Consider the following 16,814-nt stretch of genomic DNA (forward strand, 5'->3'; position numbering starts at 1 on the left):
AACGGCCCGCAATTACCGGGCCGTCGTCACTCTCGCAGCCATTGTCCTCTGGATGCGCTAGTGTCCACACCACCTAGGGCGTTCGCCGGGACGACGCTGAGATTATTCAGCCCTGCTCCTTGCCAGCGCCGCATTCACCAGCGCGCGATAGGCCCGCTCGACAAAACTTGTTGGCTTATCGAGGCCTAGCCGTGCCAGGCATTCGAGACGCGCCGCGTCGGGCGGCTGCGTCATTCCCTGCCACAATAACCCCGGCAACCGCAGTGGCGTGCGCTGCGCCTCCCGCAGCAATTGCAAGGCCGGGATCAGCCGCTGTTCGGTTTCGGTAAAATCGCTGCCGAACGGGAATGACGGCAGCAGACCCGCCTCGCGCGCGGGCTTTAACGCTGCCGCGATCGCTTCCGGAAAATTCCGGCGATGCGCGTGCGGAATTTGAAAATCTTTCGGCAGCTTGCCGGCATCCTTGGCCACCGTTGCGAGTTCGCCCTGGAAGCGGGAGTCGGTTATCGAAAGCATCGCCGCGATGGTTTCGGCGTCGGATTTTCCTCTGACGTCAGCGACGCCATACTCGGTGACGAAAACATCGCGCAGATGCCGCGGAATGGTTTGATGGCCGTAGTTCCAGAGGATGTTGGATTGCGCCTTCGCGCCGGCCTGCCGGGTCGATTCCAAAGCCAGGACGGATCGCGCACCCTGCAATGCGAACGCCTGCGCCACGAAATTATATTGACCACCAACACCGCTCACGACCTGACCGTTCTCGAGGCCGTCGGAAATCGCAGCACCCATCAAGGTCGCCATCATCGCATTGTTGACAAAACGGGCGTTGACGCGCGCGCGGCGTTTTGCATCCTCATCGCCATAAAGCTGGTTGGTGAACGACACCGGCATCATCTGGATGCGCGCGATCTGTTCCGGCGGCATTTCGCGCAGCGTGCGATAAAACGCTTTCGGCCCTAGGAAAAATGCGCCGTGCAGCGTCACGCCATCGACCTCGCGCGTGAGAATGCCGGCGTCGATCAGGCCGAGAAACGCCTCGAACAGCATTTCGCTGACGCCGTACAGCCCCTTCTCGAACGGTCCGGCCTGCGGCACCACTTGGTCCGGCGCGAGCCGCTTCATGACCGCCTGGAATTGCGCGCTGTCGCGGTGACGAACGATCAGGCCCTGCGCCAGCGCGTCGCCGACCTGCCCGATGCCGATCTGTAGCGTGCCGCCATCGGGCACGAGACCCGCGGCATGCAGGCCGATGGCGTATTTGGTGTCGCTGATCGGCTCGGCCGGCGGCGCGAACAGCGGAAAGTCCGTCTCGGGGCTGTCGAGCACCGCGCTGAATTCGTTGCCCGCGAGATCGCCGGCGCCGGGCATGAACGGCAGTTCGGAATTGACCTGGCCCACCAGCCTGAACGACGCCCGGCCCTCGGCGCGGGCGCGCAAAATGTCGAGCGTGGTGTCGGTGTTGCAGCTCAGGCTGTAGCGCGCGACGCCACCCTCCACGCGCTTCGCCACCAATTGGGTGACGACATTGAGCCCGCGCGCCAGCAGATAGGACGCGGCAAGCGTGTAGTTTGCAGAAATGTAATGCTGCTGCGGATACGGCACGTGCAGCCACTTTCCGGCGAGGAAGAAAAATTCAATCACCTGGATGTTGGGCGGCAGCGCGCTGGCATGCAGCGCGGTGGCGTAGGTCAAATCGGGATAGCCGCCGAACAGCCGGTCGATCACCGGACCGATGAAGCGCTTTTCAAGCAGGCTGCCCGGCTTCGGTTTTTCCAGTGTCAACGCGGAAAACAAGGTCAGGTTGATCGAGCGATCTGCCGCGGCACGCGCATAGAGCGCATTGATGATGTGGTTGGCCTTGCCGAGCCCGAGCGGCAATCCGACCACGAGGTTGGTTCCGACATCGCGGATGATGTCTTCCGCGATCGCTTCGGGGTCGGAAAACAGTTTCGGCATCAAGATGCGGACCCGGCGTAATGAAACGCCGACCGCCCTGGAATAGGACGCCGGCTGCTTGGAGCTATAACGCATTTGTTACCGAACTTCGTCTGTGACGAACCTGCAACAGCCAAGCGCCGAATTCCTGTGATGATGTCGCGCGACCGTTTGCCAGTGGCGGCACCGCCCCCTAAACAGGTAGATGTGACGAGGCCGTCGGCGGGGGCGGATGGGCCTTAGGTAGTTGCGGGATCAAATGGTTGGGCGTGCCGCTAGAGTTGGCCACGTTGCAAGGCGCGTGCTTCGATCGGGCATTTGCCTTGGCGTCGTGATTTGCGTGGCGTTTGCCGCGGCAGGCGCCCAGGCCGAAAACCTCCCGGACGCGCTGGCCAAGGCCTATCAGACCAATCCGCAGCTCAACGCCGAACGCGCGCGCCAGCGCGCCACCGACGAAGGCGTGCCGCAGGCACTGGCGGGGTACCGGCCGCAGATCGTCGCCAGCCTCACCGCCGGCCTGCAGGCGGTCCGCAACCTCCTGCCCGACAACACTGTGCAGTCGGCGAACCTGAAACCCTGGACCATCGGGGTGACGGTGACCCAGACCCTGTTCAATGGTTTCAAGACCGCCAACAGCGTCCGCGTCGCGGAGCTGCAGGTATCGTCCGGCCGCGAGGCCTTGCGCAATGTCGGCCAGGGCGTGCTGCTCGATGCCGTCACCGTCTACACCAACGTGCTGGCCAATCAGTCGCTGGTGTCAGCGCAGCGCTCCAACGTCGCGTTCCTGCGGGAAACGCTGGGCATCACCCAGAAGCGCCTCAATGCCGGCGACGTGACGCCGACCGACACTGCCCAGGCCGAAGCCCGCCTCAATCGTGGCCTCGCCGACCTCAACGCCGCCGAGGTTGCCTTGGCCATCAGCCAGGCCACCTATACCCAGGTGATCGGCAACGCGCCGACGCAGTTGAACCTCGCCGAAACCGTAGACCGCTATCTGCCCCGCAGCCGCGATGACGCCATCGGTCTCGCCTTCCGGGAGCATCCAGCCGTGATGGCGGCCGCCTTTGACGTCGACGTTGCCTCGACCAGCATTCGCGTCGCCGAAAGCAGCCTGATGCCGACGATCACGATGCAAGGCAGCGTCAGCCGCAGCAAGCAGTCGGATCCCACGCTCGGCACCTTCGGGACCGACCAGGCTTCGATAGCCGGCCAGCTCAACCAGCCGATCTACGATGGCGGCATGGCGGCCTCGCAGACCCGGCAGGCCAAGGAAATCTCAGCCCAGAGCCGGCTGGTGCTCGACCAGGTCCGCAACCAGGCGCGCACCGCGGCGGTCGGCGCCTGGGTTGCCCATGAAGGCGCCAAGGTCGCGGTGTCCGCTTCCGAATCCGAAGTGCGGGCTGCAACGGTCGCCTTGCAGGGCGTGCAGCGCGAGGCCGCGGGCGGCCAGCGCACCACGGTCGACGTGCTGAACTCGCAGCAGGATCTGATCCTGGCGAAGGCGCGCTTGATCGGCGCACAACGCGACCGCGTGATCGCCTCCTACACGCTGCTCAGCGCCATCGGCCGGCTCGACGTCAAGACGCTGGGGCTCAACACGCCGGATTATCTGCCGGAAGTGCATTACCATCAGGTGCGCGACGCCTGGCACGGCCTGCGCACGCCGTCGGGGCAATAATTCGCAACTTTGTCGCAGGTGTTAACTGCCCGCTGATCATGTCCGCGATTTTTCATCGCCGGAATCTGCGCTAGCTTAAAATTCGATCTGATTTGACTGCACCCGATTTTGATCGATCCATTTCTGCGAGGCCTCGTGATCTCAAACATACTGCGCTGGTCGGGCAACACGCTGCTGGCGCTCCTGGTATTGATCGTGATCGCGATAACAGCGTTCCGGATGGCGGCATCGATCCGCGAAACCCACACCCGCGCCGAACTGGCGCCGCCGTCAGGCCGTCTGGTGCCGACCAGTTCCGGTGGCGTGTTCGTACAGGAAAAAGGCCCGGCGGATGGAATTCCGGTGGTGCTGTTTCACGGCACGGCGGCGTGGAGCGAACTCTGGCGGCACACGACCGGCGTGCTCGCCGCCGCCGGCTTTCGCGTCATCGCCCTCGACCTGCCGCCGTTTGGATTTTCGGATCGTCCGGGCAGCTATACAAGGCAGGACCAGGCTGCACGCATCAACGATGTTCTCGTCAATCTGAAAGCCAAGCCAGCAATTATCGTCGGCCATTCCTTTGGCGCCGGTGCAGCGACCGAACTGGTGATGCGCTATCCGGACCGGGCGCGGGGACTCGTACTGGTAGATGCGGCGCTGGGACTAACGGCAGCTCCTTCCGAGGCGCCATGGATCATTCAGCCAAAATGGATTCGCGAAATACTGGTATCGCTGACCATCACCAATCCGGTGGCGACGAAGACGCTGCTCGAATCCCTGATCGAGAAGAAGGAACGCGCGCTGCCTGAATTCGTCGCGATCCTGCAACGGCCGACGACGCAGCGCGACACCACCCCTGACATCGCCGACTGGCTATATTACTTCCTCGGCGCCGACCGCAACGCCGTAAGTGCCGACCGCAACGCGTATGCACGGGTGAAACTCCCCGTCGCCATCCTGTGGGGCGACAAGGACAACACTACCCCGGTTGAGCAGGCGCTTGATCTGCGAACGCTGTTGCCGCCGGATACCACCCTCACCTTGCTGCCGGGCCTTGGCCATATTCCGCAAATCGAGGATCCCGGTTTGTTCAACGACGCCCTGCTCAAGGCGCTCGGAAAGCTCTAGACTTACGGACAGATTCGAGAAGGCCGGAGGGATCATGGATATCATCAGATTGTGCGCCTGGGGCTACGCGGCCCTGCTCGGCTTCGTGATCCTGACCGGATACATCCCGGCCTTCATCGACCAGAACGACATGATCTTCGGCCTGTTCCGCCGCACCTGGTATGCCGACGGGCTGCATCTGGTTTCCGCCCTGTGGGCACTGGCGGCAGCGTTGACCTCTCGCCGCGCCTCGGAACTGTTCTTCCAATTGTTCGGCGCGTTCTACTTTGCTGACGGCTTGCTCGGCCTCTTCACCGGCTCGGGCTATCTCGACTTCGGCATCCTCATCAACGGTATCCGCGACTTGCCGCTGATGACGCGGGTGTTCACCAATGCGCCGCATCTTGCCCTCGGCGGTGTCGCGATCCTGATCGGCTATCTGCTGGCGCCGCGCACTCGGACCGCCGTTCATGCTTAAATGGCTACGGCGCATTCTTGTCGTCATCGCGATCCTGATCGCGGTGTCGGTGCTTGGGCCGCTCGCCTATATCGAGGGCACGTGCCGCCCCTCTTCGTCGGCTTCGGCGTCACCTGCGCCGTCGGTGACGCTGCCTGCGATCAATGAGCCGCGTTACCAGCGCAAGCAGAACAATACCTTCTTTACCTTTCCCGAATGGTACATCGTCTATTCGTTCGAGGATTTCGGCCGCTTCCTCGATCGATCCAGCGAAAGCCATTTCAACTTCCTCGGACACATCTTCGGATTCTGGCGCAGCTTCTGTACCATCAATCAGGCAGTGCCGCCGACCGGTGAATCGCTCACCGAAGTCAAAACCATGATCTATATTATCGGCGTCAGCTACTCGATCGAATACGCGATCAAGGGATTTTATGAAAACACCATCGGCCGTGTGTTCGAGTGGATCCGGGGCGAGGAACGGACCCCGCAAGACCTGTACGCGCGCAAGGTACTGCAGGACTATGCGGCGTTTCTTTACACCGTTCCCTGGTTCAAATTTCCGTTCCACGACAAGCTCGATGGCTTGATGGCGATCTCGGCGCGGACCGATAGCCCGCTGCGAACTTGGGAACGATATTTTGCGCTCGGCACCGAGTACTATATCAAGGTTGGGTATGCTGCGCTGATCCAGAAAGCGCTCGATGCCGGTGGCGACGACGAGCCGCGCGACATCATGTTCGCGGTCGCGACACTGCCGCCAGCGGTGCTGGCGAAGGAGCCGCGTATCAAACCGATCCGCACGCTGACGCCGCAATGGCAGCTGGTGCAGACACCGCGCTACAAGGATTTCACCGAAATCCTGCAGAGCCTCCTGGACCAGGGTTTTGGCCTCGCCGAGATCGCCGGCAACCGTGAAATCCTGATCACCGTGATCGCGCCCGACGCCGCCAAGCTTGATGTCAAAGGAACCACGGAACTGTTTTCACTGGAGCTTGATGGCAAACCCGGCTTCCGCAGGGCCGGCCTGAAGGCTAGGATCGACCGTCTCGTCGATATCAACCGCGACCTCAAGGCCAGGGGCGTAAGCATCGAGCATTTCTATGATTACTGAAGCGCCACATCATGGCAGGCTGCGGCCACTACGCCGGATCGCGGGCGGTTTCGCGCTCGCGGTGTGCGGCTGGCTTGTGGTTGTGATCGCTTTGACGTTCGGATCGGCGCCGGGCAAGTCGATGGCCATCATCGGCCCGCCGGCGCAGGCGCTGGCCATCATCGCCAAAGCCAATGGCCGCGTGCTTGCAGCGAGCGACTATGTCACCTTTGCCCGCTCCGACGATGCCGGCTTCGTCGCCCGCCTCTATGCCGCGGGTGCGCTCCTGGTGCTGGACGCGGAGCAAGCCGGCGGCTGCAGCGGCCTGCCTCCGAAGCGCATCGCGCAGCTGTGACCCTTTCTTACCTCTCCCCGCATGAGCGGGGCGAGGGAGCACTCTCAGCTTGGTCGCACTACGACGCGTACTTCTGATAGAACGTGTTCGTGAACAGTTCCGCCGGATCATACTTGCGCTTCGCCGCGAAGAAGTCGTTGATCTGCGGATAGGACCGCTGCAACTGATCCTTCGAATAATACAGCTGGTAGGGCAGGAAAAACCGACCCCTGTGGGCGATGGTGAGATCGATCAGCTCTTCGGTTGCCTTCTTCATCCGCTTGTTGCCTTCATCATCCGTGGTCTGGTTGATGTATAGCACCAGCGAGAATGCCGGCTCCGGCGAATAGGTCAGGAAGTTGTCTTCCTGATGCACGATGCGCACCGAGGCATTCAGCAAATTGGTCTTGTTGTCGGTCAGCACCTTGCGCATGCCGTCGACGAACGAAACGAACTGGCTACGCGGGATGAAATATTCATGCAGGATGTCGGTGTCGTTGGGCAGCGCGTTGCGCAAATACGGCACGGAATCGTGCATCGGGTCGTTGCGGTTGACGAGACAGGCCTCCGCCGATCCGATCGCCCGCGCCCGCGTCACGGTGCAGGTTTCCATCCGGTGCTCGATGTGCTTCTCGGACAGCCACTTCATTTCCTGGAACAGCGGTCCCTGCTTGGACAGGTTGATCGTCAGCCGCCGCAGCTTGGTGCCCGAAACCTCGCCGAGCGGTTCGCGCTTGAAATCTGATCCGTCGACCTTGGTGTAGGTATAGAGCAGCAATTCCTGCAGGAAGCTGCTCGGCGCCGTCGAGAGATGGCCGTACATCAGGCCGATATTGGCATCCTTCTCGATCTCCCTGGCGAACAGCCCCGGAAACTCCTTGTAGTCCATGATGCGGCGTCCGGTCTGGTAGACCAGATTGTCAGCGATATCGAGTTCGGCCTCGACGATCACGCCGAACAGGCCGTAGCCGCCAACCACGAGATTGAACAACTCCTTGTTCTCGGTTTCCGACACCGTGCGCAGCGACCCGTCCGCCAGCATCACGCGCATCGACTTGATCGATTTGCGCAGCGCGCCGGCCTGGTGGTCCATGCCGTGGGCGTTCACCGAGATCGAACCGCCGACGGTGAAAATATCCGTCGACTGCATGGCGCGCACCGCAAAGCGCGGGTGCAGCAGGTTCTGGATATCGTGCCAGGTTGCGCCCGGCTGCACGGTGATCGATCGCCGGCTCTCGTTGAGCACGATCTTGTTGAAACCGCGCATATCCAGCACGATGCCGCCCTTGCGGAACGCCTGCCCGCCCATGCTGTGGCGTACGCCGGCGGTCGTGACCGAGAGCTTGTTGTCGCGCGCAAACGTCAGCGTTTTGGTGATGTCGTCAACGCTGCGCACCTCGACCACGCCGTAGATTTCGGTCTTGTTGAGACAGCTGGCATCATTGATGCTGCCGCCGAGCTGCGACCATTTTACGTCTTTCAGCGGTGCAATCGCCTTGATCCGCTCCAGATCGATCTTGGCCTGCTCGCCACCCCCCACCGCCGGTCCGCAATCCTTTTCGCCGCTGGGATCGGCGGCAAGCGCCTGCAGTTTGCGGTAGCCGTAGACACCAAACAGCACTACGACAACCGCGGCAACGGACGCCCCGGTTTTGAATTTCTTTGAAAATTTTCGCATGAATTGATTCCAGGTGATGTCCGATAGTCCCGGCGGGCGGATAATTAGTCAAATGGCAGACCTTATGGTTCGATAGACCGCTGATCTTACCGAACGATAAACCTGGATATTCAGATGAAGAGCTGCCGCATTCATATCATGGGGGCATCGGGTTCGGGTGTCACCAGCCTCGGCCGGGCTTTGGCCGATTCGCTTGCGCTGCCGCATCATGACACTGACGATTATTTCTGGCGGCCGACCATCCCGCCGTATCGGGAGATGCGGGAGGCCGGCGATCGCCTGAAGCTGATGCGCGAGATGTTTTTGCCGCGGGCGGGTTGGGTGCTGAGCGGATCGCTCAACGGCTGGGGCGACACGTTGATTCCCGATTTCGATCTGGTGGTCTTCCTCGTCACCTCGCGCGAGATCCGCTTGCAGCGGCTGCGTGCCCGTGAGGCCACGCTGTTCGGCACCGACGCCGTGTCTCCTGGCGGATGGCGTTACAAGGAGACGGAAGATTTCATCGAATGGGCTTCGGGCTACGAGGAGGGGAATGTGAGCCGCAATCTGGCGAAGCATCAGGTCTGGCTTGCCGCGTTACCCTGCCCGGTCCTGCATCTCGATGGGTCGCGGCCCTTGCCCGAGTTGGTCGACGAAGTGCGCCGCGCGATTGGCGGCCAAGCCAATCCCACATAGCTATCGCCCTTTCCGCAACGCGTGCAGCTCGTTAGTCTCTCGCACACGACCGTGGCTGATAACGCCCGGCGCAAGAATGGGGAAGCGCTTCCGCAGAGATCGACCGGCCACGCGCCCCGTCGAGATGCGAACAATCAACAGCACGAACGCACAGGGAGAACGCCAATGCTGACGCGACGCAGTATGATGCTTGCCTCGATCGCCGCCGGAGTGACCATGAACAGCCGGACCGTTGTTGCCAAAGCAGCCCAACCGGCAACGCCGGTGAATTTCGACATTCCTGCAGGTGCCTGCGACTGCCACACCCATATCCATCCGGATCCCGCGAAATTCCCGTTCTTCGCCGGCCGCGTCTACACGCCGGAACTGGCCTCGCCGGAAGAGATGACCGCCTTGCACAAGGCGATCAGGATGGAACGCGTGGTGATCGTGACACCGAGCATTTACGGGCCCGATAACTCCGCCACCCTGTTCGGCATGGCCGCCCGCGGCGCGAGCGCGCGCGGTGTCGCCGTGATCGACGACAAGACGTCGGAAGCCGATCTCGACGCCATGGGCAAAGCGGGCATCCGCGGCATCCGGCTCAACCTCGCCACCGGCGGCGTCAATGATCCCACCGTCGGCCGGCCGCGGTTCTCCGCCGCCGTCGAGCGCATCAAGGCGCGCGGCTGGCATGTGCAGCTGTTCACGAGCCTAGCCATGATTACCGCGATCAAGGACCTTGTCCTGGCGTCGCCGGTGCCGGTCGTGTTCGACCATTTCGGCGGCGCTCAGGCCGCCCTTGGCGTCGGCCAGCCCGGCTTTGCCGATCTGGTGGAGGTGGTGAAGGCAGGCAAGGCCCATGTGAAGATCTCCGGCGCCTACCGCGCCTCGAAGCTTGGCCCCGACTATGCCGACTGCACCCCGCTCGCGCAGGCGCTGATCGCAGCCAATGCCGACCGCATCGTCTGGGGCACCGACTGGCCGCATCCGGATTCGGTGACCCCTGCCGGCAAACAGATCAGCGACGTGACACCGCTGTTCCAGATCGACGATGGACGGCTTCTCAACCAGCTTGCCGTGTGGACGCCGGACGCCGCCGTGCGCAAGAAGATTTTGGTCGACAATTCGGCGCGGCTGTACGGGTTCTAAGATCAGTTTCTCAAGATCGCCGCCCGCTCCGTTTGCCGGGGCGGGTCGCGGTCCTAATCCCGCAACCACTCGCTCCCCTCAGCGCGCCCGGCGCGAGAATACCGAGATCAGCACCGGCAGCGTGATCAGGATGACGATTGGCGCCAGCATCATGCCGGTGACGACCACCACCGCCAGCGGCTTTTGCACCTGTGAACCGATCCCCGCCGACAGCGCCGCCGGCAGCAGCCCGACGCCCGCCACGACGCAGGTCATCAGCACCGGCCGCAATTGCAGTTCGCCGGTGCGGATCACGGCACGCATCCGCTCATAACCTTCATCGATCAATTGATTGTACTGCGACAGGATGATGATGCCGTCCATGACAGCGATGCCGAACAGCGCGATGAAGCCGATCGCCGCCGAGACGCTGAACGGAATCCCCGAGATCAATAGCCCGAGCACGCCGCCGAAGATCGCCATCGGGATCACGCTCATCGCCAATAACGTGTCGACCGTAGAGCCGAAATTGAAGAACAGCAGCACCGCGATCAGCGCCAGGCTGATCGGCACGACGATCGACAGCCGCTTGATGGCGTCCTGCAGATTACCGAATTCGCCGACCCATTCGACGCGCGATCCCGGCGGCAGCTGGACCTGGCTCGCGACCTTGTCCTGCGCCTCCTGGATCGCGCTGCCGAGGTCGCGCTCGCGGACCGAGAACTTGATCGGCAGGTAGCGTTCCTGCCCTTCGCGGTAGATATAGGCGGCGCCCGAGATCAGATTGATCGAGGCGACTTCGCTGAGCGGGATCTGCGTGATGGTGCCATTCGGGCCCGGAGCGCCGATCCGCAAATTATGGATCGCCTCGGCGCTCCTGCGGTATTCCGGCGCGAGGCGAACGATAATCGGGAAATGCCGGTCGCTGCCGGGTTCATAGATGTCGCCGGCGCTGTCGCCGCCGACAGCGACCTTGATGGTGGCATTGATATCGCCCGGCGACAGGCCATAGCGCGCCGCCTTTGCGCGATCGATATCGATCTGGACGGTGGGCTGGCCGAGCGAGGTGAATACCGCCAGATCCGTCACGCCCTGCACGGTGGCGAGGACGGATTTGATCTTGTTGGCGGTGTCGGTCAGCGCCTGCAAATCGTTGCCATACAGTTTGATCGAGTTCTCGCCCTTGACGCCCGACACCGCCTCCGAGACGTTGTCCTGCAGATATTGCGAGAAGTTGAATTCGACGCCGGGGAATTTTTCCTGCAACTGCGCGAGCAACTGCGCGGTCAGTTCGTCCTTGTCATGGGTGTTGGGCCACTCGCTGGCCGGTTTCAACGGCGCGAAGAATTCGGCATTGAACAGGCCGGCGGCGTCGGTGCCGTCGTCGGGGCGGCCGTGCTGCGACACCACCGATTCCACTTCGGGGCGGCTGCGGATCATCCTGCGCATCTCGTTGACGTAGGTGTTGCCCTCCTGCAGCGAGATGGTCGGCGGCAGCGTGGCTCTGATCCACAGATTGCCCTCTTCCAGCTTGGGCAGGAATTCCAGCCCCAGAAGCCGCGCGAAGACGATGGTCGTGACCACGAGGACCGCGGCACCGGCCATCACGATTCTGCGGTTCGCGACCGCCCATTTCAGCACCGGCAGATAGAGCCGGTCGAGCTGCCGCATGATCCAGGTTTCGGTGTGCTCCATATGCGAGGGGAGGATGATAGCGCTCAGCGCCGGCGTCACGGTGAAGGTCGCCAGCAAGCCGCCGGCCAGCGCGTAGGCATAGGTCCGCGCCATCGGCCCGAAGATGTTGCCTTCGACGCCGCTCAGCGTGAACAGCGGCAGGAAGGCAGCGATGATGATGGCGGCGGCGAAGAAGATCGAACGCGACACGTCGGCGGCGGCGGAGAGGATGGCGTGACTCTTCATCCCCATCGTGGTGTCGAAGGAGATCTGGCTGCGCTCGGCTTCCGACAACGCCGTGGTCTGCGACAGCCGGCGGAAGATCGCTTCCACCATGATCACGGTGGCGTCGACGATCAGTCCGAAATCGATCGCACCGACCGAGAGCAGATTGGCGGATTCGCCGCGCAGCACCAGGATGATGACGGCGAAGAACAGCGCGAACGGGATCGTGGCCCCAACGATCAGCGCGCTCCGGAGGTCGCCGAGGAACAGCCATTGCAGCAGCACGATCAGGATGATCCCGACCACCATGTTGTGCAGCACGGTGTGGGTGGTGATGTCGATCAGGTCCTTGCGGTCGTAGATCCGCTCGATCTTGACGCCCGGCGGCAGGATGCTGGAATTGTTGATGGAAGCGACCAGCTGCTCGACGCGGCTGATGGTCGGCGCGCTCTGTTCGCCGCGCCGCATCAGCACGATGCCCTGCACAATGTCGTCATCCTGGTCGAGGCCGGCGATGCCGAGCCGCGGCTTCTCGCCGATGGTGACATGCGCGATGTCGCGGACCAGCACCGGGTTGCCGCCCGATTGCGACACCATGGTGTTGTTGAGGTCATCGATCGAGCGGATCAGTCCGACACCACGCACCACGGCGGATTGCGCACCGATGTTGACGGTGTTGCCGCCGACATTGATGTTGGCGTTGCTGACGGCCTGCAGCACCTGCGGCAGCGTCAGCCCGTTGGCGACCAGTCTGTTGAAGTCGACCTGCAGCTCATAGGCCTTGGTCTTGCCGCCCCAGCCGGTGACGTCGATCACACCGGGCACGGCGCGGAAGCGGCGCTGCAACACCCAGTCCTGCAGCGTCTTGAGGTCGAGCACGCTGTAATTCGGCGGGCCCTTCAGCCGGTAACGGTAGATTTCGCCGATCGGGCTGAGCGGCGAGATGCCGGGCTGCACGTTGCCCGGCAGCGGCGCGAGCTGCGACAGGCGGTTCAATACCTGCTGCTGCGCCTCGTCATAGGTGTAGTCGAACGAGAACTGCAGTTTGACGTCGGACAGGCCGTACAGCGAGATGGTGCGGATGGTGCGCAGGTTCTTGATGCCGGCGACCTGTGTCTCGATCGGGATCGTGATGTAGCGCTCGATCTCTTCCGACGACAGGCCCGGACTTTGCGTCACGATGTCGACCATCGGCGGGGTCGGGTCGGGATAGGCTTCGATGTTGAGCTGCCTGAACGCGATCAGGCCGCCGACCATCACCGCGATGAACATGCCAACCATCAAATAGCGGCGGCTGACGGCTAGGGCGACGAGGCGATCCATTCCGATCGAAGCTTTCGATGAGCGAAGGGAAGATCAGCTGCCGGACGCGGCCCGGTCAATGAACAGCGCCCCCTTTGTCACGATCAGCTCGCCGGGCTTCACATTGCCGACCACCTCGACGAGATCGCCATTGGCGAGGCCCGCCTTGATCTGGCGGAGTTCAATCGTGTGGTCCTCATGCACGACCCAGATCCGGACCTGGTCGCCCTCGTAGATCAACGCCGTCTTCGGCACCCCGACCGCCGGGTGATCGCCGGCTGAATAGATCGTCACATTGGCGAACATTTCCGGCTTGAGCACGCCATTGGTGTTGTCGATGGTGGCGCGGACCAGGAGCCGGCGCGTCGCCGGATCGATCGCGGTGGAAACGTAATTGACGCGCGCCGACAGCGCTCGGTTCGGCAACGCCAGCACGTTGAACGTGACGTCCTGCCCGACCGCGACATTGGCGGCGTCGGTCTCGCGCACGAAGGCGACCATCCAGACGGTGGAGAGATCGCCGATGACATAGACCGGATCGCTGGCGCCGGAATTCACATACTGGCCGGGGCCGATCTTGCGCTGGACCACGGTGCCGGCGATCGGCGCGAAGATGGTGGTTTCCGGATTGATGCGGCCCTTTTCCTGGAAGGTCGCGATGTCCTCGTCGGTGAGGCCGAGAATGCGCAGCTTGTTGCGCGCCGCTTCCAGCGCCGTCTGCGAGGAGCGCAGGTCGTTCTGCGCCTGGATCAGCGTCGCCTGGCTCTGCTGATAATCCTTGAGCGGAACGGCCTTGCCTTCGAACAGATCCTTGGCGCGCTGGCCCTGCAGTTGCGCCAGATCGAGCGCGGACTTTGCCTTGTTCATGGCGGTCATCGCGCCGATGAAATCGTTCTGCGCCTGTACGTTGTCGGCAGCCTCGATCACGAACAGCGGCTGACCCTTGACGACATTATCGCCGGGCCGGACCAGAAGCCGGGTGACACGGCCGGCATAGGGCGAGAACACCGGTGTCGAGCGATCCTCATCGATCGCGATCTTGCCTTCGGTGACATGCTCGGCGCGGAAGCCCCGCGTGGCAACCGGCTGGATGGTCAGGCTGGCCCATTCGGCCGGCGACAGCTTGTAGCGCTGCTGTCCTCCCTTGCGGGACTGGCTGGACACTTCGGAATGCTTGGGCTCGGTTGCGAACTGCAAGAATCCATAGACGCCCGCGCCAGCAAGCACGAGCACGGCTATCGCCACCGCCGGTCGTTGGCGGATAAGTCGCTGAAATTGCTCAATAAAGCTGTTACGCATGCGGTTTGCTCAACTCAGCAATAGCGACAATTTGCCTCACCCGCTAATAGTGCCTAATCGGAGTTCCAAACAAGCTAAAAAACGAGCACGGCCGTTAATTTTTGGAGAGGTCGGCCTGAACGCCGGCTGAAAATATCTACTCGCGTGCCGGCCATTGCGGCGGGTGGCTGCCAAGCGGCATCGCGGAGCGGGCCCAGAACGCCGGGGTTTTCGACAACAGCGCCGAGTGCCGGACTGACCGCAGTGCGCCAAAGCCGGAAGCCACCTCCTCGATAAAGGGCATCACGGCTTCCCCCTTCAAATCCCCGGTCTTGAAGCCATCGGCGACGCGACCGAGATTCCACAGCCACCGACCGGTCTGCGCCAGCGACACCCGAACGTGCCAGCTGCCGCCTTCGCGCGACTGCCGCGCCTTGGCCATCATGGCGCCGAACGCCATGAGGTAACCGGTGGCGTGGTCCAGCATCTGCGCAGGCAATTCCTTCGGCCCGTCGACACCCGCCGCCTGCCCTTCGGCATGGTTGAAGCCCGTGGACGTCTGCACCAGCGAGTCGAAACCGCGGCGCTCCGCCCAAGGACCGACATGACCATAGGCCGACAGCGTCACATAGACGATCCCCGGACGAATACGGGCCGCCTCTTCCGGTGCGAAGCCGAGGCCGGCGATCGCAAGCGGCCGATAGCCCTGCGAAATAATATCGGCCTGCGCCACCAGATCGCGAAACACCGCGCGGCCTTGCTCGCTCTTGAGTTCGACAAAGCTCGTCAGCTTGCCGCGCCCGGTATCGATCGTAAGCCAGGGAATCGCCGGCAGCTTTGGGCCTGAGATCAACAGCACGTCGGCGCCGTGGGCAGCGAGCGTGCGGCCCGCGACGGGACCTGCGATCACGCGCGACAGATCGAGCACGCGAATGCCGGCGAGCGGCCGGTCGCCCTTCGGCCACGGTTTTGGTGCGGCGTCGCCGATTTTTTCGATCGTGAGCAGCGGCAATCCGGCAAGCGCCCTGGCGTGCGGCGTTGCCGACCATTCGTCGTACGAACGCATCATCGACACCACGCCGCCATCGGCATAGGCCGCGGTCTCGAACGCCTCGCCATCCCATTGCATCAGCGCGGCCTGCACCTCGTCGCGCTCCGGCTTGCAGTTCAGCACCTTGCAGACGGCGTCGCGGTGATGCGGGAAATTGGTATGCAGCCGCACGAAGCGCGCGTCGCCTGTTTTGTAGACGCCGGCGATCGCGTCCCAGGCCGGCGGCGGCGGCTTGTCGTCGACGCGCAGGTAACGCTCGGAGCGGCATTCGACCACGGCGTGGCGCATGTCGACGGTAACGTCCTGCGATTGCCCGCTGCGCAATTTCCAGATCCCGGCGGCGGCGAGCCCCGTTGCCGCGACGCTGGCCTGCGCGGCGGCGGCGACGCGAAACGACGACGGCAGCTGCGGCTCTTCGCCGGTCAGCTTGATGGCGTCGAGCGCGGAAGCCTCGCCGCCGGCCGACGTCCAGATATCGCCGAGAATTTCATGCGGGCTTTGCATCGGCATGTCTCTTCCCTAGTCTTTCCCAGGCATTGCAACGTAGCCCGGATGGAGCGTAGCGCAATCCGGGTAGAGCGATCCGCTTGGCGAAATCCTCCCGGATTTCGCTACGTCCATCCGGGCTACGCCTTAACTGCATGAAGGAGTTGCAATGGCCGCCGTCGAACCCCTGACCGCCGGTGCGGTCCTGCTCGCAACCGCCGCCACCGATGCGGTCTATGTCATGTTCACCTCGGCGGTGGTGGCGCGCAAGCGCGTACCGGCGGCGACCTGGAGCAGCATCTGGTATCTGCTCTCGTCCTACGCCGTCATCAGCTACACCGAGAACTGGGTCTATGTGGCGTTTGCCGCGGTTGGTTCGTGGGTCGGCGCCTATGCGACGATCACCTTCCTGCACCGGCCGCCTGGCGGGCCGCCGGTCGGTGCGGCGCCGGAGTAGCCTCGCTGTCGTCCCGGCGAACGCCGGGACCCATACCGCGTGATCTTTCGATAGGGGCTCGGTGACAGAGACCGTTCGCAAAACTTCTTCCTGTGGTTATGGGTCCCGGCTCAAGGCCGGGACGACGGCGGTGTTTGTTGTTGCACCGTGGTCTAAACACACCTTCGCATTCTCGCGACGCATTACGCCCGAGCTTTGCCAGAAATTCCTTGCCCTCAAATGAGAGGGCGCAGGGAAGACCGGGTGCGCGCTGCACCCGCGGTCTCGCGTGCGGTTTGCACAAAACAAAATGCAC

General features: G+C 62.9%; 13 protein-coding genes. 8 read left to right on the top strand and 5 right to left on the bottom strand.

Going from position 1 to position 16,814, the window contains the following annotated elements; translation table 11 throughout:
• Positions 1 to 102 precede the first annotated feature (102 nt).
• Complete coding sequence (locus JQ567_RS37310) at positions 103 to 1,956, bottom strand: acetyl-CoA hydrolase/transferase C-terminal domain-containing protein (protein ID WP_212443449.1); 1,854 nt, start codon at positions 1,954 to 1,956, stop codon at positions 103 to 105.
• A 238-nt stretch (positions 1,957 to 2,194) separates the two neighbouring features.
• On the opposite strand from JQ567_RS37310, the gene JQ567_RS37315 reads away from it, so the two are divergent.
• The 5 genes from JQ567_RS37315 to JQ567_RS37335 all read left to right on the top strand — a co-directional run bounded on the left by JQ567_RS37315 (position 2,195) and on the right by JQ567_RS37335 (position 6,604).
• Positions 2,195 to 3,613: a TolC family outer membrane protein gene (locus JQ567_RS37315; protein ID WP_212443440.1), complete on the top strand. Its 1,419-nt coding sequence runs from the start codon at positions 2,195 to 2,197 to the stop codon at positions 3,611 to 3,613.
• 135 nt (positions 3,614 to 3,748) lie between these two features.
• Positions 3,749 to 4,720, top strand: a complete 972-nt coding sequence (locus JQ567_RS37320) for an alpha/beta fold hydrolase (RefSeq protein WP_212443441.1) — start codon at positions 3,749 to 3,751, stop codon at positions 4,718 to 4,720.
• 34 nt (positions 4,721 to 4,754) lie between these two features.
• Positions 4,755 to 5,177, top strand: coding sequence for a hypothetical protein (locus tag JQ567_RS37325; protein ID WP_192737394.1), 423 nt, complete (start codon positions 4,755 to 4,757; stop codon positions 5,175 to 5,177).
• Positions 5,170 to 6,270 (top strand): hypothetical protein, encoded by a 1,101-nt coding sequence (locus JQ567_RS37330; protein WP_212443442.1) that lies wholly within the window; start codon positions 5,170 to 5,172, stop codon positions 6,268 to 6,270. The genes JQ567_RS37325 and JQ567_RS37330 overlap by 8 nt, the downstream gene beginning before the upstream one ends.
• Positions 6,260 to 6,604, top strand: coding sequence for a hypothetical protein (locus tag JQ567_RS37335; RefSeq protein WP_212443443.1), 345 nt, complete (start codon positions 6,260 to 6,262; stop codon positions 6,602 to 6,604). Before JQ567_RS37330 ends, JQ567_RS37335 begins: the two co-directional genes overlap by 11 nt.
• A 58-nt stretch (positions 6,605 to 6,662) precedes the next feature.
• Here the strand turns inward: JQ567_RS37335 and JQ567_RS37340 are convergent, their stop codons facing one another.
• Complete coding sequence (locus JQ567_RS37340) at positions 6,663 to 8,261, bottom strand: FAD-binding oxidoreductase (protein WP_212443444.1); 1,599 nt, start codon at positions 8,259 to 8,261, stop codon at positions 6,663 to 6,665.
• Between the two features lie 114 nt (positions 8,262 to 8,375).
• Between JQ567_RS37340 and JQ567_RS37345 the strand changes: the two genes are divergently transcribed.
• Together JQ567_RS37345 and JQ567_RS37350 are read left to right on the top strand one after the other, a co-directional pair.
• The gene (locus tag JQ567_RS37345; protein ID WP_212443445.1) at positions 8,376 to 8,936 is read left to right on the top strand and encodes a hypothetical protein; all 561 of its coding nucleotides are present in this window, start codon (positions 8,376 to 8,378) and stop codon (positions 8,934 to 8,936) included.
• A 165-nt stretch (positions 8,937 to 9,101) separates the two neighbouring features.
• Positions 9,102 to 10,067: an amidohydrolase family protein gene (locus tag JQ567_RS37350; protein WP_212443446.1), complete on the top strand. Its 966-nt coding sequence runs from the start codon at positions 9,102 to 9,104 to the stop codon at positions 10,065 to 10,067.
• Positions 10,068 to 10,145: 78 nt separating this feature from the next.
• Here the strand turns inward: JQ567_RS37350 and JQ567_RS37355 are convergent, their stop codons facing one another.
• The 3 genes from JQ567_RS37355 to JQ567_RS37365 form a co-directional block, all read right to left on the bottom strand.
• Entirely contained in the window at positions 10,146 to 13,268 is a 3,123-nt protein-coding gene (locus JQ567_RS37355; RefSeq protein ID WP_212443447.1) for an efflux RND transporter permease subunit, read from the bottom strand.
• Positions 13,269 to 13,301: 33 nt separating this feature from the next.
• Positions 13,302 to 14,546, bottom strand: a complete 1,245-nt coding sequence (locus JQ567_RS37360; protein ID WP_212443448.1) for an efflux RND transporter periplasmic adaptor subunit — start codon at positions 14,544 to 14,546, stop codon at positions 13,302 to 13,304.
• A 136-nt stretch (positions 14,547 to 14,682) separates the two neighbouring features.
• Positions 14,683 to 16,080, bottom strand: a complete 1,398-nt coding sequence (locus JQ567_RS37365) for a CoA transferase (protein WP_212443450.1) — start codon at positions 16,078 to 16,080, stop codon at positions 14,683 to 14,685.
• 151 nt (positions 16,081 to 16,231) lie between these two features.
• Between JQ567_RS37365 and JQ567_RS37370 the strand changes: the two genes are divergently transcribed.
• Positions 16,232 to 16,519, top strand: a complete 288-nt coding sequence (locus JQ567_RS37370; RefSeq protein ID WP_192737386.1) for a hypothetical protein — start codon at positions 16,232 to 16,234, stop codon at positions 16,517 to 16,519.
• The last annotated feature ends 295 nt before the right edge of the window (positions 16,520 to 16,814 follow it).

Source organism: Bradyrhizobium sp. AUGA SZCCT0431 (assembly GCF_018131065.1).
GTDB lineage: Bacteria > Pseudomonadota > Alphaproteobacteria > Rhizobiales > Xanthobacteraceae > Bradyrhizobium.